Origin of the sequence: Streptococcus castoreus DSM 17536 (assembly GCF_000425025.1) — a bacterium.
In the GTDB taxonomy this organism is placed as follows: domain Bacteria; phylum Bacillota; class Bacilli; order Lactobacillales; family Streptococcaceae; genus Streptococcus; species Streptococcus castoreus.
In genome coordinates, this window is the sequence record NZ_AUKZ01000027.1 from 1 (window position 1) to 26,446 (window position 26,446).

24 protein-coding genes, 2 pseudogenes and 1 riboswitch are annotated in these 26,446 nt (G+C 36.4%); of the genes and pseudogenes, 9 read left to right on the forward strand and 17 right to left on the reverse strand.

The features are described from left to right. Positions 1-311 (forward strand): IS3 family transposase (locus tag H346_RS0107115; RefSeq protein WP_027970478.1); only part of this gene is annotated, 311 nt, incomplete at its 5' end. Positions 312-390: 79 nt separating this feature from the next. Here the strand turns inward: H346_RS0107115 and H346_RS0107120 are convergent. The 12 genes from H346_RS0107120 to ppc form a co-directional block, all read right to left on the reverse strand. Further along, entirely contained in the window at positions 391-933 is a 543-nt protein-coding gene (locus H346_RS0107120) for a hypothetical protein (RefSeq protein WP_027970479.1), read from the reverse strand. Between the two features lie 117 nt (positions 934-1,050). After that, positions 1,051-2,577 (reverse strand): CHAP domain-containing protein, encoded by a 1,527-nt coding sequence (locus H346_RS0107125; protein WP_027970480.1) that lies wholly within the window; start codon positions 2,575-2,577, stop codon positions 1,051-1,053. Positions 2,578-2,662: 85 nt separating this feature from the next. Next, positions 2,663-4,042 (reverse strand): HAMP domain-containing sensor histidine kinase, encoded by a 1,380-nt coding sequence (locus H346_RS0107130; RefSeq protein WP_027970481.1) that lies wholly within the window; start codon positions 4,040-4,042, stop codon positions 2,663-2,665. Then, positions 4,039-4,692 carry a response regulator transcription factor gene (locus tag H346_RS0107135; protein WP_027970482.1) on the reverse strand — a complete coding sequence of 218 codons (654 nt, stop codon included), beginning with the start codon at positions 4,690-4,692 and terminating at the stop codon, positions 4,039-4,041. The genes H346_RS0107130 and H346_RS0107135 overlap by 4 nt, the downstream gene beginning before the upstream one ends. 125 nt (positions 4,693-4,817) lie before the next feature. Continuing rightward, entirely contained in the window at positions 4,818-6,035 is a 1,218-nt protein-coding gene (locus H346_RS0107140; protein WP_027970483.1) for an ABC transporter permease, read from the reverse strand. A gap of 11 nt (positions 6,036-6,046) precedes the next feature. After that, on the reverse strand, positions 6,047-6,721 hold the full coding sequence (locus H346_RS0107145; protein WP_027970484.1) for an ABC transporter ATP-binding protein: 675 nt from the start codon (positions 6,719-6,721) through the stop codon (positions 6,047-6,049). Then, entirely contained in the window at positions 6,708-7,976 is a 1,269-nt protein-coding gene (locus tag H346_RS0107150; RefSeq protein WP_027970485.1) for an efflux RND transporter periplasmic adaptor subunit, read from the reverse strand. Before H346_RS0107150 ends, H346_RS0107145 begins: the two co-directional genes overlap by 14 nt. 331 nt (positions 7,977-8,307) lie before the next feature. Next, the gene (locus H346_RS0107155; RefSeq protein WP_027970486.1) at positions 8,308-8,577 is read right to left on the reverse strand and encodes a hypothetical protein; all 270 of its coding nucleotides are present in this window, start codon (positions 8,575-8,577) and stop codon (positions 8,308-8,310) included. Between the two features lie 215 nt (positions 8,578-8,792). After that, positions 8,793-9,854: an anti sigma factor C-terminal domain-containing protein gene (locus H346_RS0107160; RefSeq protein WP_027970487.1), complete on the reverse strand. Its 1,062-nt coding sequence runs from the start codon at positions 9,852-9,854 to the stop codon at positions 8,793-8,795. Then, positions 9,832-10,347 carry an RNA polymerase sigma factor gene (locus H346_RS0107165; protein WP_244147255.1) on the reverse strand — a complete coding sequence of 172 codons (516 nt, stop codon included), beginning with the start codon at positions 10,345-10,347 and terminating at the stop codon, positions 9,832-9,834. Before H346_RS0107165 ends, H346_RS0107160 begins: the two co-directional genes overlap by 23 nt. Before the next feature lie 70 nt (positions 10,348-10,417). Beyond that, entirely contained in the window at positions 10,418-11,692 is a 1,275-nt protein-coding gene (gene ftsW, locus H346_RS0107170) for a cell division peptidoglycan polymerase FtsW (protein ID WP_027970489.1), read from the reverse strand. A gap of 205 nt (positions 11,693-11,897) precedes the next feature. Next, positions 11,898-14,669, reverse strand: a complete 2,772-nt coding sequence (gene ppc / locus H346_RS0107180; RefSeq protein ID WP_027970490.1) for a phosphoenolpyruvate carboxylase — start codon at positions 14,667-14,669, stop codon at positions 11,898-11,900. Between the two features lie 197 nt (positions 14,670-14,866). On the opposite strand from ppc, the gene pepF reads away from it, so the two are divergent. Both pepF and H346_RS0107190 read left to right on the forward strand, forming a co-directional pair. After that, a complete protein-coding gene (gene pepF / locus H346_RS0107185) occupies positions 14,867-16,666 on the forward strand; it encodes an oligoendopeptidase F (RefSeq protein WP_027970491.1) in 1,800 nt (599 codons plus the stop codon). After that, entirely contained in the window at positions 16,659-17,138 is a 480-nt protein-coding gene (locus tag H346_RS0107190) for a glutathione peroxidase (protein ID WP_027970492.1), read from the forward strand. Before pepF ends, H346_RS0107190 begins: the two co-directional genes overlap by 8 nt. A gap of 40 nt (positions 17,139-17,178) precedes the next feature. Here H346_RS0107190 and H346_RS10055 read toward each other — a convergent pair whose 3' ends face one another. The 3 genes from H346_RS10055 to H346_RS0107210 all read right to left on the reverse strand — a co-directional run bounded on the left by H346_RS10055 (position 17,179) and on the right by H346_RS0107210 (position 19,072). Next, positions 17,179-17,751, reverse strand: coding sequence for a DUF2812 domain-containing protein (locus tag H346_RS10055; RefSeq protein WP_051188366.1), 573 nt, complete (start codon positions 17,749-17,751; stop codon positions 17,179-17,181). Positions 17,752-17,761: 10 nt separating this feature from the next. Further along, positions 17,762-18,073 (reverse strand): PadR family transcriptional regulator, encoded by a 312-nt coding sequence (locus tag H346_RS0107200; RefSeq protein ID WP_027970493.1) that lies wholly within the window; start codon positions 18,071-18,073, stop codon positions 17,762-17,764. A 501-nt stretch (positions 18,074-18,574) separates the two neighbouring features. Continuing rightward, positions 18,575-19,072 (reverse strand): membrane protein, encoded by a 498-nt coding sequence (locus H346_RS0107210; RefSeq protein ID WP_027970494.1) that lies wholly within the window; start codon positions 19,070-19,072, stop codon positions 18,575-18,577. Between the two features lie 291 nt (positions 19,073-19,363). Here H346_RS0107210 and H346_RS0107215 point away from each other — a divergent pair, with 291 nt between their 5' ends. From H346_RS0107215 to H346_RS09875, 5 genes and pseudogenes are all read left to right on the forward strand, one after another. Continuing rightward, a complete protein-coding gene (locus H346_RS0107215) occupies positions 19,364-20,212 on the forward strand; it encodes a glycoside hydrolase family 25 protein (RefSeq protein WP_027970495.1) in 849 nt (282 codons plus the stop codon). 340 nt (positions 20,213-20,552) lie between these two features. Then, a riboswitch (TPP riboswitch) is annotated at positions 20,553-20,649 on the forward strand. Between the two features lie 45 nt (positions 20,650-20,694). Beyond that, positions 20,695-21,255 (forward strand): energy-coupled thiamine transporter ThiT, encoded by a 561-nt coding sequence (gene thiT / locus H346_RS0107220; RefSeq protein WP_027970496.1) that lies wholly within the window; start codon positions 20,695-20,697, stop codon positions 21,253-21,255. A gap of 83 nt (positions 21,256-21,338) precedes the next feature. After that, positions 21,339-21,818: an aminoacyl-tRNA deacylase gene (locus H346_RS0107225; RefSeq protein ID WP_027970497.1), complete on the forward strand. Its 480-nt coding sequence runs from the start codon at positions 21,339-21,341 to the stop codon at positions 21,816-21,818. Then, positions 21,815-22,180, forward strand: coding sequence for a YccF domain-containing protein (locus H346_RS0107230; protein ID WP_027970498.1), 366 nt, complete (start codon positions 21,815-21,817; stop codon positions 22,178-22,180). Before H346_RS0107225 ends, H346_RS0107230 begins: the two co-directional genes overlap by 4 nt. 13 nt (positions 22,181-22,193) lie before the next feature. Further along, positions 22,194-22,807: pseudogene (locus tag H346_RS09875) on the forward strand (histidine phosphatase family protein). Between the two features lie 250 nt (positions 22,808-23,057). On the opposite strand, the gene H346_RS0107240 reads toward H346_RS09875, so the two are convergent. Beyond that, complete coding sequence (locus tag H346_RS0107240; protein ID WP_027970499.1) at positions 23,058-23,960, reverse strand: HAD family hydrolase; 903 nt, start codon at positions 23,958-23,960, stop codon at positions 23,058-23,060. Positions 23,961-24,276: 316 nt separating this feature from the next. On the opposite strand from H346_RS0107240, the gene lysS reads away from it, so the two are divergent. Further along, positions 24,277-25,770, forward strand: a complete 1,494-nt coding sequence (lysS, locus tag H346_RS0107245) for a lysine--tRNA ligase (RefSeq protein WP_027970500.1) — start codon at positions 24,277-24,279, stop codon at positions 25,768-25,770. Between the two features lie 459 nt (positions 25,771-26,229). Here lysS and H346_RS09880 read toward each other — a convergent pair. Beyond that, positions 26,230-26,446: pseudogene (locus H346_RS09880) on the reverse strand (transposase); the annotation flags it as partial.

Consider the following 26,446-nt stretch of genomic DNA (forward strand, 5'->3'; position numbering starts at 1 on the left):
ATGAGGGAACTATTCTTCATAGTGACCAAGGCTGGCAATATCAACACCAATCTTATCATCATTTCTTGGCTTCTAAAGGCATTCGCCCTTCGATGTCTCGCAAAGGCAATAGCCTTGACAATGGTATGATGGAATCTTTCTTTGGCATTTTAAAATCTGAGATGTTTTATGGTTTTGAGAAATCCTATCAATCACTGGACGAACTCGAACAAGCCATTACCGAATACATTTTTTATTACAACAACAAACGAATCAAAACAAAATTAAAAGGACTTAGTCCCGTACCATACAGAACTAAATCCTTTCAATAATTTCTTGTCCAACTTTTGGGGTGCAGTACACACTAAGAAAGGGCTTCTTTATGGTAAGAGATAATGGAATGACCAACTCTTAGTGCTTGGTAATAGACAACCCCACTCTTTTCGATAAAAATCGCCAGAGGGCTAATGCCAGATAAAAATCAATCATGCCATGAATAAGGGAACCAAGTCCAATCAAACCTAGCATAAACCACAAGTAAGATAAGGAAGTCGCTGTCGTTACTGTTAAGGCATAAACAACTGCAAATTCAGCAATACCATGAACCAGATTAACAATAAACGCAAAACCAAAAATCTTTAGTGGCGATTGCAAGACTTGTGGATACCTTTTGATCCACCAAGCTGCTAGAAAAGCAAAAATAAAATGAGAAAAGGCCCTTAAAACAATTACTAAAGGAAAACCAGCTAATAGAAAACCAAGTCCTGCTCCAAGGCTAACCAAAAGAGCCACTGGAACTGATATAAAAATAGCCAGAAATAATGGAAGGTGACTGGCTAAGGTAAAAGAAGCTGGTCCAATAATGACCTTAATAGGCATGGTCAGCGGAATCAAAATGGCAAAAGCTACTAAAATTGAAGTATAGGCTATTATTTGTGTCGGTTTTTTCGTCATACTATCTCCTTTGCAGAAATAGTATAGCCAAATATTTGATAGCTGTCAAGACACTTATCAAATATTTGGCTAGTTTCAATTTACAATTACTTCTTGTTATGAAATTATTCTGACAATTTACTTATGATTTTTGATTTTTTCTCCAACAACATAAGACAATAATTTAGCTTGGTCTGCTGAAAAAGTTCGATAAGAAATAATACCTAATCCCATAACATTTGACTCTGAAATTAAAATTGATCCATCCTCTTTTACTTGTTCAACAACACCAACATGTCCATAAGTCAAATCTGCACCAGCTTGACCCGGTGAAAATGACACAACGTAACCGACTTTAGGTTTATGAGTTGTCACAAAACCTGATTTATTCTGCCAATCTCCCCCATTTCCCATATACTCATCTACTTTGTAGCCTAATTCTTGCACACGATTATAAGCATACCATGTGCATTGACCAAAAGAATAGGTGGTAGTTCGATAATTTAGTACATTTAGTGGAGCAGATGTTCTGTAGCCAAGTGGAATCTCACTAAACTGAGAACTTGAAACCACTTTTAGATGCTCAGGAATTTCAGGAGTTCCTCCATGGGCGTCAATCCACTGATCCAATCTAGTCATAATATCTGCCCGGCGTTGACCACTACCACTAGTATCTGTAAAATAGACACCTCCCTCACGTAGCGTATCTAACTGACCTAAGGCAAGTTTTTGAGCCTTTAAATCTTGCCTTTCAAACGTCTGGTTCTTATTTTGAATGATTGTCTCTTCTACCAAATAACGAATGGCTTTGTCATCATTGTAACGTTTGGCATTAGTAGGATTGGTATCAAAAGCGCCATAACCAAACATATTGGCTCCCTTTTCTTTGGCAACTCCTTGAGTACCTAAAGAACTCTCTGCCATAGCAATAGCAACGATAGCCCTAACATCTAATCCTGATGCTTTTTCCCATTCCAATAATCGTTTTCCATTTAGACGTTCTTTATCGTAAGGAATGCCTAAGCTGTCCAAAAAACCATCTAATTGTTCAGCTGTTATTCCATAACGACGTGATAACAGGTTGTGAGAATAAGCAGAATCTCCCGTCCAGTGCTGAACATAAGCTGCAGATGATCGGCTAGATGATCTTGACTTTTCATTTTTTTCATCAAAAACAGGGGGTAAAGATGACATCGGCAAAATAGGAACTTGGTTAATGGGTTGCTGAACAGCAGATGTTTTAGAAGGTACTGTAGGAGATGGAGCGTCTTGCACCTTGGGATTATCCACTTTTGGCTGTGATTCCTGCTGTTCTTGTTTCTCCTTTTCTCCTTTTTCATTGTCCGTATCTGCTGTGTCATTTGGCTGTTTTTCTGTAGAATTTGACTTCTTATCTTTGGAATTACTTTCTTTAGAAGAGACCTCCGATTCTTGATCGGTTAGGCTTTTTTCATCATTTTGGGACTGAGTTTGACCATCTATCATAGTCTTTTTTTCTTTTATTAATTTGGAACTGCCTTTTGCTTGTTGACTCTTTGACACCGTCTTTTTATCAGTAGGCGACGATGACGTCTCTTGAATGGTATCAGCAACAACTAATGGTGCCATACTATTTAACAACAACGTACTCAATAACGTTACTGCTAATAGTTTCTTTTTCTTCATAGTCAGACTTTCTCCTATCTTTTAGTTATGCAATAATCAATACCTAGTGGTATCCAAATAACCGTTATTTTTCACCACGAGACCATTATATTGTATCTTTGCTTGGAAAATTAATTGTAAAAACCATCCAACGATTGTCTCTAACGGTAAACTCGTAAGTGAAATGGTATTGCTCAAGAATTTGATGTGTGATAAACAGACCTAAGCCAGTGCCGCCATCTTTTCGATTACGGCTATAATCAGGTCTGTAAAATGGTTGAAACAACTGTTTTATTTGTTGCTGAGTTAACAATACTTCAGCTTCATTTTTAATAATTAACTGTCCATTATGTAGCTGAATAACAATTTTTCCACCTGATTTTGTATACTTCAAGGCATTGTCTATGAGATTTTTGATAGCTTTTAAGAGATAAACCTTATTAGCTTTAACTAACTGCTCTTCTAAATCAATACTAATTTTTAAATTCTGTAGTTCTGATAAGATAAGAAAGACTTCCATTTCCTCTTCTAAACTTTGTCTGAGGGAGAACTCTTCATTATGCTGTAAAGCAGCTATTTCAACTTTAGAAAGTGATAAAATAGATTGAACCAGTTGTGCTTGACCTTCCAAAACTTCTCTAGATTTTCGTAAATATTTATCACGATCAGCAAAATCACCAACCTTATAAAGCATGCCATCAATCATGCCCATGACACTAGTTATTGGGGTCTTTAGCTCATGAGAGGTCATTCGTAAAAATTCAGACTTCTCACGTTCTGAATCGGCAGCCTTTTCATACTCCTTTTCTAACGATTTAATACTTGTGAAAAGACGACGATATAGGCGATTAATATCACTTGCCAAAGTGGCTATTTCATCTTCACCTTGAACAGTGCACGATAAATTCGCTTCTAGATTGGCCATTCTCCTTGTCATCTGTGAAATGTTAAGAAGTCGCCGACTAGATGTCCTACTATAAAGATAGGCGACAATGCTGCCAAGTGTTAATGAAAAAACAAGCAAATAAGGATAAAGTTTTAATAGCACTTTACTGGCATCAGTTATCGAGTGAAATGATACTTGCCCAAACAATGTAACTTTCTTACCATTTTGTAATGTCACCTTGTGACTCAAGGTTTTTATATTCGAATAAGAATTTTCCCAACTGGTTACAATATTAACATTGGAATTGCTATTTACGCCATCAGATAATTGTAATGAGGAATAAAGTAACTGATTATTACTGCCTACTAAACTATACCAGATATTGTTTTTATCCATTTTTTTGGTCAAAATATCACTAATTTCAGTTATTGTTCTTCCTTCAATTTGCTTACTAGTCTGTTTGAATGCATAAATAACCTCTTTCGTCTTAACTTGCTTATAGTAAAGAGGCATCACAAAATAGAGGGCTAATAAAATTGTTGTAACGACGACAATAATTAAACTATTAATCACTAAAAATGTTTTTTTTATCAGTCTCACTCGCGTTCCCCTAACAAATAACCCATTCCCGTAATCGTTGTTAGGGGAATCCCCACCATTTTTTTACGAAGATTCTTAATATGATTATCCAATACCCGAGTGTCTAGTTCTGAATACCCCCATATGCCATCCATGAGTTGTTCTCTAGTAACAACCTTTTGACTTCTTCGAGATAAATAATCAATAATTTCATATTCTTTTTTGGTTAATTTCACCAATGTGTCCTGCCAATACACGCTATGCTCACTATAGTCAATAGATAACTGTCCAAGCTGTAGTCGCTCTTTGGGAACAGCAACTCTCAGCACATTCTCAACCCGTTTCATCAAAATCAAGGGCGAGAATGGTTTAGTGACATAATCACTAATTAAATGATTAAAACTAACTAATTGTGTGTATTCATCATCCAAAGCAGTTAACATAATAATAGGAACATTAGATGTTTGCCGAATTGTTTTTAAAACATCTAAACCACCTATAGAAGGCAACATAATATCTAAAATGATCAAATCATAAGAGGTCTCCTCGCATTTTTGCAAAGCCTCATGTCCATCAAACACAGGATCGGCTTGGTAATCATTGGCTTTTAAAAATTCACAAACAACCTGATTAATTGTTTCATCATCCTCGACAACTAATATCTTAACCATAAGTTTCCTCTCTATGTGGCGGGTTTTATTATCAAAAATGGGAATGGGCTATAAAGCAAGGTCGTATTCGCACAAAACTTCTTCGATCAAAATTAAAAGACGTTTAGACAGATATAGCAACACAGCTATTCAAAGCGTAGTGCTTCAATTGGATCCAACTTGGAAGCTTTAAGAGCAGGCAATAGTCCAAATACAATCCCGATGATACAACAAAATGCTAGGCTTAATACGACAGAGAATAATGAAAGAATGTACGGATACTCAAGTGATTGAGTAATAATATAGCCCGAAATCATCCCTGTTACGACACCAATAATTCCACCCATCAAGGTTAAGATAACAGCCTCGATCAAGAACTGTTTCAAGATTAGCTTACGCCTAGCCCCTAAAGCTTTTTTAATACCAATTTCTCGCGTTCTTTCTGTCACTGATACCAACATAATATTCATAACACCAATACCACCAACAATCAATGAAATACTTGCAATCCCTGCCAACAAAACAAAGTTTGATTGATTCAGATTATCTAACTGACGTTCAAATTCCTGAAGGTTCATAACCCCAAACATATAGTCTGATTTTGGAAGTTTTTGATTCAAAGCATCACTAACACGTTTGGCAACTGGTTTTAAATCGTCTGCCTGAGCAGCTTGAACAGTGATTTCAGGAGTTGCATCAACCTCACTAAGGATATTATACCATTGATTCAATGGAATATAAGCTATTTTTTCAGCACCACTTGTTAAACTATTGCGATCCTTAGACTCAAACACGCCGATTACCTTAAATGGATTGCCTTTCACCTCCACATATTTTCCCACACCATCATCTTTTGGGAAAAGCGATTCATACAAGGACTTTTCTAAATAAATCACTTGTTTTTGATCTTTAAAGTCCTTATCTGTAAAATCACTTCCTTTAATTACCTGCATTCGTCTAATCTCAGCAACATTTTGAGAAATTGCAGAAATTTTTGCCGTTGATTTTTGGCTTAAATGATAAAGTTTATCCTCAACGCTATAGGAAATAAGGGCATTTTTGACACCTTTAATTTGCTTGATACTTTCTAATGACGCTTCATCCATAAAAGGAATATAATCTGGCTTCTTCGCATTAGCTTTGTCAGGAAGAGTGGGATCAATTAGGCTTTTCTTATTAAAGACAACATTAATGGTATTATTACTGCCACCAATTAATTGTCTTTTCGTATTCTCCGTATTCCCTTCAATGATTGAAAAAATGGCGATAATCGCACCAATACCAATGATAATGCCTAACATCGTTAGCATAGATCGCATTTTATGTGACAATATAGACCCTAGGGCTACAATAATATCTTCCATTGTTTTCCTCCCTATTCCAAACCTGCATGCTCAATGTTACCATCTCTTAAAACAACTGTTTTTTGACATAGTGCTGCTACTTCAGGTTCATGGGTAATGATAATAATTGTTTTACCTTCATCATTGAAACGTTTAAATAAATCCATGATTTGTATGCTTGTTTTTGTATCTAAGGCCCCTGTTGGTTCATCTCCAAGGATAAAACTAGGGTTCGTCACCAAGGCACGTGCAATAGCCACTCTTTGTTTTTGTCCCCCGGAGAGTTCCATCGGTTTAAATTCACTTCTTTCTTCCAAACCGACTAATCGAAGCATTTCTAATGCTCTTTCCCGACGTTCTTTTTTGGGAACATTCATATAAGTTAAAGGGAGTTCTACGTTTTGGCATGCAGTTAGTTTCGGCATTAAGTTAAAGTTTTGAAAAACGAAACCGATCTTCTGGTTTCTCAAATCCGCAAGTTCATTGTCAGATAATGATGATACATCTCTATCCTCAATATAGTATGAACCAGACCCAGGTTTATCTAAACAACCTATAATATTCATCAACGTTGATTTTCCTGAACCTGATGGTCCCATAATGGCTAGAAAGTCACCCTCTTTAACAGCTAAATCAATACCTTTTAAAATTGGAAATTCTTCATCACCAAGACGGTAGCTTTTCCGAATATCTTTAAGGCTTAACAATACTTCCTACCTCCATCCCGTCTTTCATTCCTGCAATTGGTAAAGCAATTTTATCTTTCAATCCGATGCCTTCCAAGATTTCAAAATAACCTTTAGCTATCTCTTTAACTTTCACCTCTTGCTTCTTGATCATTTTATTTTCTACTTTCCAGACATAGGTTTTGTTCCCTTCTTTCATAATGAAAGAGTCTTTTAAAACAACTTTACCAGACTCTGGTGTGACACTAAGAACATTGACATAAGTGTGTGAACCTATTAGAGGCATCTTCTCTACAGCATCTAATTCAACCACATATGGAAATTTTGCTTGGTTAGGATTATCCTGCTGTTGGTTATTTCCATTTCCTTGACTATTACCTTCAGCTTTAAGATTACCAACCTGTGTAACCGTCCCAGTCCACCTTTTAGAATTATCTTTTCGGTCAATAATTTCTACCTTTTGACCAATTTTTAGTTTTTCTCGATCAAATTCACTGACTGTTCCCTTAACTAGCATTTTAGATTTATCAACAATTTCCATAAATGTTTCACTGTCTTTTTTAGCTTTTGACTGATTTGGAAGCTCAGCGTTCAGACTAACAATTGTACCAGCTGTGTCTGCCTTAACAGTATCATATTGCAAGCGATTTTTCTCTGTAGCTGCTGTTGCATTGGCTTTTTCAAGGTCAATTTGAGCTGTTCTTACATCATTATCTGCTGTCTTTGCATCACTTAGTGCTTGCGCTACACTGTCTTCTGCACTACGAATTTGTTCTAATAAACTCTCATCTTGTGTATTGTTATACTTTGTCTTTAACGCATTAATATCATTTACCTTACGATTGTAAGTTCCCCACTTTATAGAAGCACTTACTTTAGCAGATTCTACTTGATTAGCCTTTGTCCGCACATCAAACTCTGACGATTGGGCAGTTAAACGTTGAGCTGTTTCATAAGAAAAAAGAGGCTGTCCTGCAGTAACCGTATCACCATTTTTTACCAATACTTCTTTTACTTCACCTTTAGAAGAATCAATTTTCACTTTGCTACTATTGTTAGCGCTAACTTCTCCTGCTAGTGTAAGGCTAACAGCTTTTGATTGGTTAATGGCTTCTTGGACAGTTAAAGACTTAATTTTATTAGCATCTGTCACTACCGACCCTAATTGATTATGTTGGCTAATAACAACGTAACTTCCCCCAGCAACACAAGTTAAAACCGCTACACTTAATAGCGCTATTTGTTTACGTGTCATCTTTTGTTTGAACTTAATCATTTTTTCTCCTTATTGCTCCAAATTATTTAAATCTAAAATACTTCTTTTTTTGGTCATAAAAACCATGCTTACTAGCACTAATAGCCAAGTGATTCGTTTGAAAACCGCATCATATCATGAACCTTGTAATACTTGAACTCAATGTAATCTAGTAAGATTAGCTATCAAATTCCTTAATTATTGTCTTATTAGCATAAAAGTCATATAAACGATAGTTGTGAAGATTCGCTTATATGACCCTGATGATGCCTTTAAAATTATGAAAACAAAACTATCCTATCTTATAAAGTTACTAATACTATTAGTACTCCTCAAAACTCTAACATTTTTCTTAATTATTTGAAGAGGAATCATCAGAAGCTAACTTATCTTTATTTTCTGTTGGGATCTGAACAACATTGCCATCTTCCATTGTATACTCAGTCACTTCCTTACCATCAACCGTTTTTGTTTTTTTACTTACAGCATCTCCCTCTAGATTAGATGTATTTATTTCTTTGGTTGCTTCTTTTTTTGAATTACTTTTTGAACCACAAGCCGTTAAAACACCTGATGCAGTCACCGCCAAAATTGAGATTACTAGTAATTTTTTAAATTTCATATTGAAAAACTCCTTTATAAATTGATAAACGTAGTATAACAAACCAATCTATCGTTTTTCTAAAGATTATCTGTTTTTTATCTGTTTTTTTAATCATAGCAAAACTTGACTAACTGCTGCCTAGTAATAATAAAAAAGAAAACGATTTCTCGTTCTCTCAAACTACAATAATATTTTACAGTCTCCAAGATGCTAAGCTAGAGATTTACAGATTTCTATTTCTCTAAGTAATGATATGGTTGAATTTGAACAGATTGACCAATGTTAGAAGCGAAAATCCACTTCGCTGTTTCAATCTGTCTAAAGTTTTCTGCACGACCAGTTAAGATAACACCTGCAAATTTAGCAGTCTTAGCATTAGGATTTGCTTTTAAATACGATTTTATATCCGTCTTGGTGTTCAATAGTTTATTGTTAGCATCACCATAACTACTGCCAAAATAATCTTTTGCCAAAGCTTCTTCCATGTAGCCTTTCATAAAAGTAAAGGCATTTTCAAGGCTCGTTTGCTCATTAACCTGCTTACCAGTTGTATCTTTCTTCAAGGCTTTAGCCATAGCCTTTTCTTGATGCTTCGTTTCTTGGTAAGTTTGTGTTTGTGTTTTTGTGTAGGCCATACCAAACTGATCAGATAATCTTAAAACAGTTGTATCAACCTTGCTTTGACTGCCAATCCAGTACCAATTAATTTGGAGATTACTAGGCACCAATCTTGTGATTTCCTCAAAAGTGTAGGGCTTGTCAAATGTAATTGCAACCTCTACTGCTTGACCAGACATCCGTTGTAACAAAGGAATATCTTGGGTAGGTTGCCTTTGGTCATCATTAGTATAGTTGTGGTTAGTATTATAAAAAAGTGGAACTTTATAATGATTGGTATAAGTATAGGCAGATTTCCCTTGATCACCACTTGAAAAACCATCACTATTGCTATTCAAATTTAAGCCGGGTTTTAAAGCATAGTTAGATTCAAATGGCTCGAAAGGGACTTCAATACCTGCAATAGTCTTAAATCGGTGAGAAATAAAAGCTCCTGTAAATTGTGTTTTGACATCGTATCCCCAAGTATGGTAATCAATATTGGGGTAGGCAATTTCGGATCTTAAAATATAGTAATCTTTTATTTTTTCACCATTTATGCTCGTGAGTTTAGACAATCCCATATAAGCAATCAATACCATTACTAACGCTGCTATGCTACTGATCATCGCTGTTTTAAGTCGTGAATGCCATTTGCTTGCCTTTGCAATCTTTTCAAAATCCATTGAAGTCTTCATAAGTATATCCTGCTTTCTTTAGTTTACCTTTTAACAAGGCTCGCCCCCGCATCAAGTTCACTTTCACACTGCTAATAGACTTGTGTAATATACTAGCCATTTCTTTGACAGACAAGTCATGAAAGTAATAGAGAGTTAAGACCATTCGATATTTGTCAGGTAGATGATTAATCGCTTCATAAAGAGGTGTATAATTGGGATGATCAAATTCTATGACCTTTTCTTGGTGGAAAAATTCACGCTGGAGAATTTGGAGATAAGTTTTGTCTCTCCTATATTGATCAATGTATTTTCTGACAGCTACTCGATACATCCAAGCTCTCATTTTCCTTGGGGGCAAAATGATATCACTTTCCAGCATTTTTAAGAAAACATCTTGACTAATGTCACATGCCGTTTGACGAGGCACACCTGAGGTCACTAAATAAGCAATGATTTCTTTTGAATAAGCAATTAACTCCTCCTCGTAAGGTTCTAACTTGATGAGTTCCACCTCCCCTCTACACTGATATAACGTATCATATCCTATTTCGGTTACAAAAAAAATCCCTCAAAGGAGATTTTTATTGAAATTGATTAATGTTAATCACATTGCTATTTTCTTTTCGCACATCTTTCCGATAAGAAAGCTCTGCTTCCTTTAGAATGTCTTCACGTTTTTCATGGGCATCAATATTTAAAACAAACCCTACCGCTACCGATAGCACCAACAGACTATTCCCACCTTGTGAGAGAAAAGGGAAAGTCACACCGGTTGAAGGAATCAATCCTGAAATACCACCAATATTAACAAACACCTGCACTAGCATCATTCCTCCCACACCTAATGCCATCATAGCATTAAATGGATTTTTAGCTTTGATGCCTACATTCATAATACGTAAAATGAGGAAAAAGACAAGCGCTAAAATAAGCCCCGCTCCAATCAATCCTAATTCCTCAATCACCACTGAGAACACAAAGTCTGTTTGAGCTTCTGGTAAATAGCCTCGCTTTTCAATCGAATTGCCCAGCCCTCTTCCAAACCAACCACCATTACTCATCGCATAATACGAATTGGCTAATTGATGCCCCGAATCCGTCAAATCATGGAAAGGATTGAAAAAGGCACTGAAACGTTTGGCAACATAGCCAAAAACAGGTATCTTTGCTACTTTCTCCACCCCAATAACCGCAATAGTTCCAAGAAAAATGGTGGACAGACTGGTAATCAAGACCAAAATAGCAGAAAACCAACGATAACCAATGCCACTAACTGAAAACATAATAATAGCTGTCAAAACAATAATCGAAGCATTTCCTAAGTCTGGTTGAGCGGCAACTAAAAGAATCATCAGCAAAGAATAGACACGCCAATCCCGTAAATCGCTCCATTCTGTTGGCCACCACTTACGCCTAGTCAAAGCCTGGTAATCGTAATGACTAATTTTTTCCTGAATCTTAGAAAAAGTCAGCGCCAAATACCAAACCATAATAATTTTTAAATATTCTGCAGGCTGAAAACTAATTGGTCCGATAACAATCCAACCATGCGCTCCCTTAATAGCTGTTGTAAAAAAACGAGCAATAATCAAAAGAACCATCTCTACTAACATGACTAATGTTAAAACTTTGGTATTTGCTAAAAAATTCAGCTTCAGTTTGTAAATAAACACAATAGCAATCAAGCTTATCATCCAAAAAGCCCCATGATTAATGACAGACTTAAATGGGTTAGCATGAGCTTGAATTAAGCTGACACTTGTTGTGGAATAAACCATAATCAAACCTATTACCGACAAAATCAAATAAGGCAGTAATATGGAATAATTTAACAGATGCCTTTTATCAATTTTCATAGTTTCCCCTATAGTTTTTGAAGTAATCATTTAGCATTATACCACCTTTCAACAGCAAACAAAAGAAAAAGGCGACAAACAATAAGAAGAAAAAGCTCTAGATACTTGATTAAACAAGGCAACATACCAATGCTTAAACATACTAGAACTCCTCTTTTATTATTGAGATCATCAAGTTTTGGGACATCAATAGTAAAACTAATTGTTAGCCTGAATTGCGCAAACCAGTAGCAATACCGTTAATTGTGGTATGAATCAATTTTTCATAATCTTCATCCAGTTGATTGTTACGTAAACGCTTAATTAACTCAATTTGAATATAATTTAAGACATTAAAATAAGGAAGCCGAAAATTCAAGCTTTGTTTAAGCGAAGAATTGTCTTCTAAAAGTTCTTCATGACCTTCAATGGCAAGGATAATATTCTTGGTTAGTTGCCACTCATCCAAGATAATATGAAAAACATCTCGAACTTCCTGGCTATTCGCTAATTGAGCATACTGAAAAGCAATATTCATGTTTGACTTAGAAAGCACCATGTCAACATTTGATAGTAGAGAATGAAAAAATGGCCAAGTTTGGTACATGTGTTGGAGACGTTGAAGGTTTCCTTTTTCTTTGTCAATATAATGCTTGAAGGCAGAACCAACCCCATACCAGCCTGGAAGCATGATACGATTTTGTGACCACGAAAAAACCCAAGGAATGGCACGAAGTCCTGTAATTTCTGTAATAGTTTTACGTGCTGCTGGTCTGGAACCAATATTCAGACTGGAAACTTCTTTGATTGGACTAGCCTCAAAAAAGTAATGGTAAAAATGCGGGTTATCAAATACTAATTGTCGGTAAATATGATTACTGTCTGCAACAATGCCATCCATAATCTCCCTAAAGCCATCTATCTCATCTGGATTGGTCAACATCCGTGTCACCATACGATTGACAGAGGCAGAAATGAGCATTTCTAAATGATAATAAGCAATATCCTTATTACCATATTTATTTTCGATGATTTCCCCCTGCTCCGTTAACCGAATTCGGTCTTTAATAGAGCCAAATGGCTGTGATGTAATAGCATCATAAGAAGGACCACCGCCTCGCCCAACAGTTCCACCACGACCATGGAAGAAAGTAATTTTAACCCCGTTTTCCTCCCCAATAGCGGTTAATTCATTTTGAGCCTTATAGAGCGTCCAACCTGAAGCCAAATAACCACCATCTTTATTACTATCTGAATAGCCTAGCATAATTTCTTGGTAATGCGCATTGGCTGCAATCCATGATTTCACAATATCGTAGCTCAAATAAGCTTTCATGATATCTCGTGCATTGTCTAAGTCTTCAATCGTTTCAAAGAGGGGAACAATTTGCACACGCGCTTTTTGCTTATCAATGAGACCAACTTCTTTAAGCATAATCGCTAATTCAAACATATCTGAAACACTCTCAGTATGTGAAATAATATGTTGTTTAATCACTTCTTCGCCAAGCTTATCTTTTAACTGACGTGCAGCTGTATAAATAGCTAATTCTTTTTCTAAGAGTTCTGATTTGGCAACAGCTGCTGATGACAAGGTTCTTGGATCGTTGGTTAATTCATTTAAAAGAATCTCACATTTTTCAGATTCTGTTAGTGAGCTATAATCCTCAACAATATTGGCACCTTTTAACAATTCTGCCACACAAGCCTCTTGCACACTAGAATCTTGCCGCATATCAATACTTGCTAGAAAGAAACCAAAAATATCAACAGCCTGTAAAATTTCCTGCAAATCACCATCAACTAAAGCAGTATCACCAGCTTCAAGAAGGGATTGCTCAATAGCTTTTAAATCTTCTTTAAACTCAATAGGCGAAGCATAGGCTAAAACAGCATTTTCATGAGATTCCTCTAACGTGGCTTGCACTGATGAAAGGATATGATCATTGGCATAAGTTGCTCTTATCGTTTTCGTTTGATCAGTTAATTGCAAGCGAGTCTGCATTAGACGGGATTGAATATAATGAAAAGCTCGACGGTAAGGCTCATTTTCACGATAAATGGATTGATCATCAGACAGGCTAGCTAAGCGTTCAACTTCCGGACTGGTTGGAACCAAGGCTGACGACAAAGAAAACGTTTGGTATAAGGCTGACAATTTTTCAATATAAAAATTTAGAATAACGTCACTTTGAACCGTCGCAGACAGGTGCAAGGTTTCAGCTGTGACAAATGGATTGCCATCACGGTCACCACCAATCCACATCCCCATAGTAATTGGTTTTGGATTTTCCAAATCCAATCCATGTTTTTGAGCCAAGGACTTGTACTCTGCCGTTAGTTTGGTAATTGCCTGAATCAGAGAACCATTATAGTATTGCATAACATTGGTAATCTCATTTTTAACCTTGAGTTTTTTCTCACGAATAATGTCCGTTTGCATAATGATCTCAATATAACGATAAAGATCATTGTGCCATTTTTCTTTATTAACCACGCCAGCTTTGACATCACGGTATTTTCTAAGGAGATCGTGAATATTGTTTGTTAATTCAAGAATGGTCTTGCGCTGCACCTGTGTCGGGTGTGCCGTTAAGACAGGCACTACATTGACCCGTTCCAAGATTGCCTTACCACCTTCTTTTTCAGCAACAGCATCAATGGTTAGAGACAATTTACCCAAATAATCTGTATTCGTATTATTTTGACGGTTGATTTCGTAAGCCAAGTCTACATCTTCTGAAATGTTAATCAAAAGAGGTAAAATAGAAAAATACCTCGAAATGACATCCATCTCATCATTGGAAATACTTGCGATCAATTTCTCCAAGAGCACATAGTCTTGCTTTTCAGACAAGACGATGATTTTTTCGATAGTTGCAAAAGCCTCATCTCCAATCATACGACGAGTGATTTTTTCTAACATTTCCTTCAAAATAGTAACTTCTTCAGAAATAATGGATTGGTTGCTACTACTCTCTAACTTTTTAAGTGACAAACTACTGGCTCCTCTTCTACTAATCTCTCATTTTATCATACCACTTTTTACTGAAAATAAAAGCATTCTTAGCAGTAATGTTTACCTTTACATGAAAGCAAGCGTTTTTATCTGTCATACTGTTTGTAACTTCTTTTCTATCGTATCTCAGCTAAATTCTGTTATACTAGTTTTAATCATACGTTAAGGAGAAAATTATGGAATTAAAAAAACGTTCAGAATTCCCTGAAAATGAACTCTGGGATTTAACAGCTCTTTACAAAGATCATCAAGATTTTTTGCTTGCCATTGAAAAAGCCCTGCAAGATGTCGATCTCTTCAAACGCAACTACGAAGGCCAGTTAATTTCCGTTCAAGATTTTACCCAAGCTTTGATGGATATTGAACAAATCTATATTCAAATGAGTCATATCGGCACCTATGCTTTTATGCCTCAGACAACTGATTTTTCAAGTGAAGAATTTGCCCAAATTGCTCAAGCTGGTGATGATTTTATGACCAAGGCAAGTGTTGCACTTAGCTTTTTTGATACAGCCTTAGCCAATGCTGACTCAAAGGTTCTTGATGAATTAGAAAAGAATCCTTATTTTAGCGCAGCTATTCGTATGGCAAAAATTCAAAAAGAACATTTGTTAAGCCCTGATGTGGAAAAAGCTTTAGCTAATCTTCGTGAAGTGATCAATGCTCCTTATGACATTTACACCAAAATGCGGGCAGGTGACTTTGAAATGGATGACTTTGAAGTAAACGGTAAAACGTATAAAAATAGCTTTGTATCCTACGAAAACTTCTACCAAAACCATGAAAATGCTGACGTTCGCAACAAAGCATTTCGATCTTTCTCAAAAGGTCTCCGCAAACATCAAAACACGGCTGCCGCTGCCTACTTAGCCAAAGTCAAGTCAGAAAAACTCTTGGCTGATATGAAAGGATACGATTCTGTCTTTGATTATCTCCTAGCTGAGCAAGAAGTCGATCGTCGCATGTTTGATCGTCAAATTGACTTGATTATGTCAGAATTTGGACCAGTAGCTCAAAAATTCTTAAAACATGTCGCTAAGGTTAATGGTTTGAAAAAAATGACTTTTGCAGACTGGAAATTAGATATTGATAATGACCTCAATCCAGAAGTATCTATTGATGATGCCTATGATTTGGTCATGAAATCATTAGCACCACTCGGTCAGGAATACATTCAAGAAGTTGAGCGCTACCAAAAAGAACGCTGGGTTGATTTTGCAGCTAATGCCAATAAAGATTCTGGAGGTTACGCAGCTGACCCATATAAGGTTCATCCGTATGTCCTTATGAGTTGGACTGGACGCATGAGTGATGTCTACACACTTATCCATGAAATTGGACATTCTGGTCAGTTTATCTTCTCTGACAATCACCAAAGTTATTTCAATACCCACATGTCAACTTACTACGTGGAAGCACCATCAACGTTCAACGAGTTAATGCTTAGTGACTACTTAGAGCATCAATTTGATACTCCACGTCAAAAACGCTTTGCCCTTGCCCACCGTTTAACAGATACTTACTTCCACAACTTCATCACCCATTTATTAGAAGCCGCTTTCCAACGTAAGGTTTACACTCTCATTGAAGAGGGAGGCACTTTTGGCGCTGATCAACTGAATGCCATGATGAAAGAAGTCTTAACAGAATTCTGGGGGGAGGCTGTTGAAATTGATGATGATGCAGCCCTTACATGGATGCGTCAGGCACATTATTATATGGGGCTATACAGCTATACCTATTCAGCAGGGCTTGTCATTTCAACAGCAGGTTACCTCAATCTCAAAAGCAATCCAAACGGAGCAAACGAATGGCTTGAATTCCTAAAATCAGGAGGAAGTCGTACACCACTAAACACCGCCCTCCTGATCGGTGCTGACATTTCAACAGACAAACCCTTGCGCGAAACGATTCAATTCCTGAGTGACACAGTAAATTACATCATAGCTTACACTGAGGAGATGTCACATGACTAATATTTATGACTTTGCGGTTAAAGGGCAAGATGGTAAAGAGTTAACGCTAGCAGATTATAAAGGAAGGGTCATCCTCATAGTTAACACTGCCACAGGGTGCGGATTGACACCACAGTATGAAGGTCTCCAAAACCTTTACAACAGCTACCACGAATTAGGCTTTGACATTCTTGATTTTCCCTGTAACCAATTTGCTGGTCAAGCACCAGGTGAGGCCGAGGAAATCAATACTTTTTGTCGTCTCAATTATCAAACCACTTTCCCTCGCTTTGCTAAAATCAAAGTGAATGGTAAAGAAACCGATCCACTGTTTACTTGGTTAAAAGAACAAAAAAGCGGTCCTCTTGGCAAGCGCATTGAATGGAATTTTGCCAAATTCCTTATTGACCAAAACGGTCAGGTTGTTGAGCGTTATTCTTCAAAAACCGATCCAAAAGTGATAGAAAAACAGCTTAAAGCGTTACTTAATTAGATTAGAAACCCCAGACTAAAAAGTAAATCTGGGGTTTTATCTATACTTTTGTCTTGAGATTCCAAGCTTTGATGAGGTAATAGAGAGTCATCATCATCAAGAGTATCGGTACGCCTAAAAAAAGAATGACTAAAGGAAGTAAAACAAGGCTTGCTTGCCAAGAAATTTGCCAAATATCGGAATTTAAGTACCAATGATTAATCGAATGGCTCGAATAATTAGCATAAATAACAATGAATGAACAAAATCCTGAAAATAAGGTAGAGTTATAAAAAGCTTTCAACATCTGTTTCCTAGACTCTTCATCTGAAAAAATATCGGTATCACTATTCATTGTTTGCTGTTGGAAATATTGTAATCCCCCAAAACGACTCCCTGAAAGATGCTTCCAACCACTATCTTCAAAAAGAGTAATGTAATCTTGATACTTACTTGCAGACATGTAATCCTTAAAATCTATCCTGATCAGTTTAGGATCTTGAGTAACTTTTTCAAACCTGTAAAGGGGTAACCACTGACTCACACCAACTAAGGAATAGCCCTCTTTTTGGACCTTATTAATCCATTGTTCTTCTTCCTCAAGACCTGAAAGAAAACATTTATACTTTTTCATAACTTTCTCCTTACAAATGATATGCCTTTGCTAAGTCACTAAGTTTTCGTAAACGTTCTGTTTCTAATGCTAATATCCGCCGACCAGCCTCAGTAATCTCATAAACTTTTCGGCGTTTATCATTGCTTGGAACGGCTACGATCCACCTTAATTTTAAAAGATTTTCAATGGCACCATACATCGTTCCTGCTGCTATTCGAACATCACCCTCACTCATTTCCTCAACCTTTTGCATAATGGCATAACCATGTGCAGGAAAAAGGAGAGCCAGCAAAATATAATAAGTGGTCTCCGTTAATGGTAACTGTTTATGGCGTTTCATTAAGTATCCCTTTCTATCGCTAAACTAGATAGTTATATTATATATCGCCTAACTGTATTAGTCAACTGTATATTAAAAAACAGGCTATTCAGGAACTATCTTCCCTCTTAATTAGCCTATTCTTAGCTATTAATTATTTGAAAACCTCTTGGTAAAAATTTCATTTTATCGCCATCTTTGACAGTGATTTGTTGATTGCTTTGTCCACTGTCTCCTCATGACCCTTGAAGCCCCAATATTAGTTTGCCTTCATATCGCGCTTAGTGCCATCATTAATTATAGTAAAGCTGCTTTTTTCTTTAACTTCATAACTAACTGTCTTTTAGCACCTCTAATATGGTATCCCCTTTTTCGCAAGAAACCATTTCATTGATCACACTTATATCTTCAGTGACGACTAGCTGCACTTGATCGTCTTTTTTACAGGTTTTGATTTTACAATTTACTTTACTCGAGAACAACCTACTAACAGATAAGTTTGCTAAGTCAATCATTTTGAATTTATTTGCCACCCAATCGTCTCTTAAGGAACATTAATATCAGTGGGAAAAAAAACAACGTTGACACAGTATGAACCATATTAAAAGACATTCCTGCAAGCACATAAGACCACCAAGACATACTATACAAATAAGCAAAGCAACTATCAATCATAACTCCATAAAGAAAAGCACAGAAAGCAGCCCCCACCGCTTGCGCTATCACAGAAACCCTGAGAAATTTATTAGCCAATGGATAGCAGACACATCGCCAAAGAATTAAGACAAAGCTAAAACACATTATCTGCCAAAAAATCCAAGGTCCAAACCCTAAGGGAAAAGCAGATAAAAACATCCCAATCCCCATTGCTAACATAACTTCAGTTAAACCAAAATAAAGCAAATAAACCAACAACAGAGCCGTTATGGGCTGAACGCTAGGTAGCCCACTAAAAGCTAGGCGTAACACAAAACAAAGAGTCGACATGATAGCTACTCGGCGAATAATTTTAGCAGACATTTTTCCTCTCCTTAAAATTCTTTTTACCTATTATGACAGATTTTTAATGACTTGACTAGTTTAGTACCCTATCTCCAAAAATGAGAAAAGTCATAAAAAGGAAAGTATTATAAGAACACAATTAACCTTTCTCGTGATTAACGATAGTCGATAATTATCATCCAACTGAAACAACTAGCGAACTAAAGCTGTTCTGACAAATTTTTAGTCAAACTATCAAACAAAGAATAATATTAAGAAAACAGTTGAGATACTTTGATTTTTCCCCGCATTTACGGTACAATAGCAGTAATGAGAAGAAGAATAAAACCAATTGTAGTGCTAGTCTTCTTTACCTTGATTGCTATTTTACTCATTATTGGCAAAATACACTCTGATACGCTAAAACAAAAAGAACTGCGTCAAGCTAAAGCCAATGTTCCAATCGTTACTAGTAGTTCAAGTAAATCAACGACAAGCACCTCAAACAATGAAAACTTTATCTTAAAACCTATTATTGATGTTTCCGGTTGGCAGCTCCCAAAAGAAATTGACTATGACACCTTGTCTCATAATATTTCGGCAGCGATTGTTCGTGTCTATGGAGGATCACAAATCACAGCTCACAATAATGCTGCATTTAAAACGGGGATTGATAAATCATTTAAGAAACACATCAAAGAATTTCAAAAACGTAATGTTCCTGTAGCTGTTTACAGTTATGCTCTTGGTCGTAGCACCAAAGAAATGCGTGAAGAAGCACGAACCTTCTACAAAAATGCCTCTCCTTTCAATCCAACCTATTACTGGATTGATGTTGAAGAGGTAACCATGAAAGATATGAATAAAGGAGTTAAGGCTTTTCGTGACGAACTAAAAAAACTTGGTGCCGAAAATGTCGGTTTATACATTGGAACCTACTTTATGGCTGAGCAAGAAATTTCGACAAAGGGATTTGATGCCGTTTGGATTCCAACCTATGGCAGTGACTCAGGTTACTACGAAATGGCTCCAAATACTAACTTGGATTACGACCTACATCAGTACACATCACGAGGTTATCTTAATGGCTTTAAAAATCCCTTGGATTTAAACCAAATTGCTGTTACAAAAGATACTAAAAAAACCTTTGAAAAACTTTTTGGTAAGCTAAAAGAATAAAAGGATTGGCAATTTTTCAACCAATCTTTTTTGATGCCTTTCAACAAGTCGCACCGGCAAACATGTGAAAACAACTACAATCTCTCAAAAATAAGTACTTACCTACTGAAATAAAGACATTTAGCAAAACCAATGTTTTCTGATGGAATTTAAACAAATCTTAGAAATTCCGAGATAAAACTTCTAAAGGACTAACAATTAATCAGCTTAGACAACACATTTTGAAGTTTTTATATTATTTTCAGTAATTGAATTTCTTCATATGTTTGTTGTGATCGTAGACACTCTTTCTTGACAAGGTGTTCATCAAATCATATAATATAAGGGAATATAAATATAATGATTCACAAAGGAGTGCTTTGGCTGAGATCGCAGTTGCGAAATCCTAAGGACCTGATCTTGTTAGTACAAGCGGAGGGATTGTGACCAATCAATAATAATTGGGAAAACGATACTCTTTTTGTGTACAAAAGGAGTTTTTTATGTCAAAAAATACCAATGTTAAGTGCTTCATTGAAACTGCTATTTTTGCGGCCCTTGCAATGGCGCTATCCTTTATTCCAGATTTTGTTGGTTGGTTTAGCCCTTCCTATGGTGCAATTCCTCTGGTTATATTTTCCTTACGTCGTCAATTAAAATACGGACTACTTGCAGGTCTCATTTGGGGACTTCTCCACTTTGTTCTTGGAAAAATTTACTACCTAAGCTTGCCACAAGTTTTTATTGAGTATATTTTAGCCTTTGTTTCGATGGGACTAGCTGGTTGTTTTTCTGACAGTCTAGCGGCTAATCTAAGAAAGCAAAAAAAGAGAACTTCCCTTTTCATTGCTCTTCTTGCTAGTTTATTAGCTGTTGGTGTGCGTTACTTATGGCACTTTATTGCCGGAGTTATCTTCTGGGGAAGCTATGCTAAAGGGATGTCTCCACTCTGGTATTCTTTTACGGTCAATGGTACAGCCGGATTTCTCACCTTTTTAGTGACCGTTTCAGTTCTTTTGATTATTTTATCAGCTCAACCACAATTTTTTGATCCTAAGAAATAAATCGTGACAATTTGAAAGTTATCTCTAAAAAATGGTATAATTTACAGCATACCATTTTTTATTGTAATGATAAGGATACAATTATGGCTAAAAAAGCAAACATCAAGAAAACGTTGGTTGAACAAATTTTAGATAAGGCAAAAATTAGTTATCAAGGACTTAATCTTAATGCTCTGGAAAGAGTTTTGCCTGACAACCTCCAATCGACAGATATTTATAAAACCCTTGCTTTGGTGGGAGATAAGACAGGTCCTCTCATCGGAATCATTCCTATAACCGAACATCTCTCTGAAAAACAATTGGCAAAAGTCTCTGGAAACAAAAAAGTTTCCATGATTCCTCAAAAAGAATTGCAGAAAACAACAGGCTATATTCATGGAGCTAATAATCCTGTGGGCATTCGACAAAAACACAACTATCCTATTTTTATTGACCTATCTGCTTTAGAAAAAGAAAAAATGATTGTTTCAGCTGGTGAAATTGGACGTTCTATTCAGATTGCCAGTCGTGATCTCGCTAATTTTGTTGGCGCTAGCTTTGCAGACATAAAGGAGAAAAAATGACATCTATCGCAAATATAATCTGGTTTATCCTTTCTGGTTTTTGGGCTTGGCTAGTTTGGTCATTTCTTGGAATTTTATTTTGTCTTACCATCGTTGGTATTCCTTTTGGGTTTCAGTGCTTTAAAATTGGAAACTTCGGTCTCTTTCCATTTGGAAAAGCTATCGACATCGGCACAGGAATCGGTAGCCTTCTTTTGAATCTATTTTGGATTCTGCTTTGCGGTTGGGAATTAGCTATTTTACACCTAACTTCTGCTTTTTTACTTTGCTTAACCGTTATTGGCATTCCTTTTGCTAGTCAATGTCTCAAACTTGCACTTATCAGCCTTTTCCCATTTGGGGCACGTGTCAAACATCTTTGAAAGGAGCCTATCCATGAAATTATATTTTGTGAGACATGGCAAGACCCTTTGGAATTTAGAAGGTCGTTTCCAAGGAGCAAGTGGTGATTCACCGTTACTTGATGAAGCTAAAAATGATATTCGTGCAGTGGGAAAAAGGCTTGCTAAAATTCCTTTTGATGCTGTTTATTCCAGTGATTTGCAAAGGGCTGTCACAACAACAGGTATTATTTTAAAAGAAATCCACAATCCCCCAACTATTGACTACACTGACCAGCTTCGAGAATGGCAATTAGGAAGATTAGAAGGGGAAAAATAGCAACCATGGCTAATATCTATCCCCAACAAATGTTAGCTTTTCGTCAAAATTTAGCCCTATTCAAAACCCATCAATTCGGAGCCGAATCCATCCATCAAACCACGCAACGTGTTCAAAAACTCATTCTATCATTTAAAGAAAAAGACTATCATCATGTCTTAATCGTTGGTCATGGTGCTAATTTAACGGCAACAATTCGCTCTCTCTTAGGCTTTGAACCTGCCCTTCTTTTAGCCAATGGCAGCTTAGATAACGCTAGCTTAACTATTCTTGAAACTGATGACTGCCAAAATTTCCATTGCTTGACTTGGAATGACAAATCTTTTTAGAAACCTAAAACAATCACCAAACTTTCTTTTTGGCGATTATTTTTGTATCTCAACAAGAATAAAAAAGTAAGCTATCAGACCAATGCTATTAAGTTAATAATTCCCTTGCGCAATTATCGTAAGGGAATTTTTCCTGTAACTTCGAACCACAACAATAAAAACACTGTGTTTCTGCCATGCTCTTAAATAAGTATCATTAGACAAACACTAAAGGAACTTAATGATATTGGACTACCAAACGAATTTTGCCCTACCTAGCATATTTCATTCGCAATACTTTTTCTTGCTGCTTGGTCAAACGTAACAAGATAACTACCTTGTCAATACTCATATTGCTTTCAAGTAGACGCTCCGCTGCCATCATTAAACCATTATTAATTCCCATTTGTAAAATAGGATTTTTCTTATCATTGACATCAAAAATGAATTTATTATCAGGTAAATCAAAGAGAACCTTGACCGCCCCAAATAGTTGTTCAAAATTATCAATCGCAACATCATAAACAGGTTTCGTTCCTGGTTTTAGCTGACGACCTCTGTGATTAAACCACATCGAATGCCAACCGCCATTGAAAGCACCCATAATATCATTATCATAAGAATCACCAACATAAAGCGTCGTCTGCGGATGCATATCGAATTGTTCTGCGGCTAAGTTAAAAATTTCTCTTTCTGGCTTTTGAAAACCAGTTGCCTGACTCACAATAATACGCTTGGGATCAATATAATCATAAAGACCCAACTTACGGACCTTCTTCAGTTGATGCTCTGTTGGTCCGTTTGTAATAATCCCCATAGGAATATTTTTTGATTTTAAAAAATCAAGAGTCATGCGCATTTCGTCTAGCATAGTAATATTTTCAAGTTCATGTTCGTAGACTTCTTGAAAATGCCTCCCAGTTGCTTCATCAATTTCATGATAACCGAAATCAAGCAAAGTTTCCCTACAACGCCAAAAGCGAAAATACTCTGTTGTCCATTCACCTGCCATTACCTTAGGAAAACCAGTATCCGAATAATGACGAAAACGGATATAGGCTTGATTCATCACCGACATATCAAAATTAGGAAAACAACTCTCTATAGCCATGCGATAAGGCGCTTGCTGGTCATAAATTGTGTCATCCACATCAAAAACAATAGCAGTAATCATGAGTCTCTTTTCTTTTCTAACGTAATGTTTTCATTATACTATTTTCCAATAGGCTTTTCAAATTCAATCCAAGATTTGCTTCTCTCTTATCAACGTAGGACAAACGCATGAAGAAATTTTGTTATAATAACGATGAAAATGAGGAAGCGCCTATAACTGAATGCAAAAATTTGAAAATATTTTGAAAAAATGCATGTGGCTAGAAAATAGTTACGCATTTCTTCATGCGTATAACATAACGTGTTATCAACGAAATAGAGATGTATTCTACACTCTTTTATGATACAATAGGAGAGAAAACGTATTGGAGGAAAACATGTCTAATCAACACATCGAAGAATTAAATGATCAACAAATTGTCCGTCGTGAAAAAATGATGGCTCTGGCTGAACAAGGAATTGATCCTTTCGGTAAACGCTTTGACCGTACTACTAATTCTGCTGAATTAAAAGAAAAATATGCTGCCAAAACAAAAGAAGACTTACACGAACTAAATGAGACAGCTATCATTGCTGGTCGCTTGATGACCAAGCGTGGCAAAGGTAAAGTTGGTTTTGCACACATCCAAGACCGTGACGGGCAAATTCAACTCTATGTGCGTAAGGATTCTGTTGGCGATGATAATTATGAGATTTTCAAAAAAGCGGATCTAGGAGACTTTATTGGTGTTGAAGGCGAGGTTATGCGAACAGATATGGGCGAACTGTCCATTAAAGCAACTAAATTAACCCACCTTTCTAAATCTCTTCGTCCCCTTCCTGAAAAATTTCATGGATTAACTGACATTGAAACCATCTATCGTAAACGTCACTTAGATTTAATTTCAAACCGTGAAAGCTTCGATCGCTTCATCACACGTTCAAAAATGATTTCTGAAATCCGACGTTACCTTGATGGACTGGGATTTTTAGAGGTTGAAACACCTGTTCTTCATAACGAAGCAGGTGGTGCTGCTGCCCGCCCTTTCATCACCCACCATAATGCTCAAAATATTGATATGGTTCTACGCATTGCAACGGAACTTCACTTAAAACGTTTGATTGTTGGTGGTATGGAACGTGTTTATGAAATTGGTCGTATCTTCCGTAATGAAGGAATGGATGCAACTCATAATCCTGAGTTTACCTCTATCGAAGTTTACCAAGCCTATGCAGATTACTTGGACATCATGAATTTGACAGAAGGCATTATCCAACACGCTGCCAAGGCTGTCAAAGGAGATGGTCCTATTGATTATCAAGGAACTGAAATCCATATTAACAAACCATTTAAACGTGTTCATATGGTTGATGCTATTAAGGAAATTACTGGGATCAACTTCTGGCAAGAAATGACTCTTGACAAAGCGATTTCACTCGCTAAAGAAAAACGAGTACCTATTGAAAAACACTTTACCAGTGTAGGGCATATTATCAATGCTTTCTTTGAAGAATTTGTTGAAGAAACCTTGATTCAGCCAACCTTTATCTTTGGGCACCCTGTTGAAGTTTCTCCGCTCGCTAAGAAAAATTCTGAAGATGAGCGTTTCACTGACCGCTTTGAGCTTTTCATCATGACTAAAGAATATGCCAATGCCTTCACTGAATTAAATGACCCGATTGACCAATTATGTCGTTTTGAAGCGCAAGCACAGGCAAAAGAACTCGGTGATGACGAAGCAACTGGTATTGATTACGATTTCGTCGAAGCGCTTGAATATGGTATGCCACCAACAGGTGGACTGGGAATCGGTATTGACCGCCTTTGCATGTTATTAACAAACACGACAACCATCCGCGATGTTCTTCTTTTCCCTACGATGAAACCCTAATTAACGAAAGCAAAAAGGTAGCTATTTTGTACAAAATGTGACTACCTTTTTGCTTTCTTATACTCTCTACAGATTCACTTCTACCGAGATTTCTGTTGTCCTCTAAGACTAAAGTCACTACCACTAAGGAAACTAAAATCGGAAAAAAGAAAAGCTAATGTCTTTAGAAAATACCTCTACCATTTTCGCTGCTTATGGTAGCTAAAAGATTTTGTGATATAATAAAGCATATAGTACTTAAAGAAAGTAAACAATTAGATGACAAAAGCATATATCTCTTATCTCAGCGCCACTATTTTTATTCTCTATGGACTTTTTGCTTCTAAGCACATTTTTGTTGGTATAGGACTTGTCTTGGTTATTGTTGGACTTGCTGATCGCTTTAATTCTAAACAATAATTTTTTTAGAAAAAGGTGCATCGTAGACAAAACACCAAAGGACAGCAAAATAGCCGATGCCCAATCTCTATGTACAATTGATTTGAGTTGAGCAGAAGATAAGTTTTGAATAACTTCCTGAAGTTTATCCATTACCGCACTTAGAGTTCTAAATACCTTATTCTTGAAACCACGTTTGCGAATCTCTGACCATACTTGTTCAATAGGGTTCATTTCAGGTGTATAGGGTGGAATGAAGGTGAATTCTATATTCTCAGGAATAGTTACTGTCTTAGAT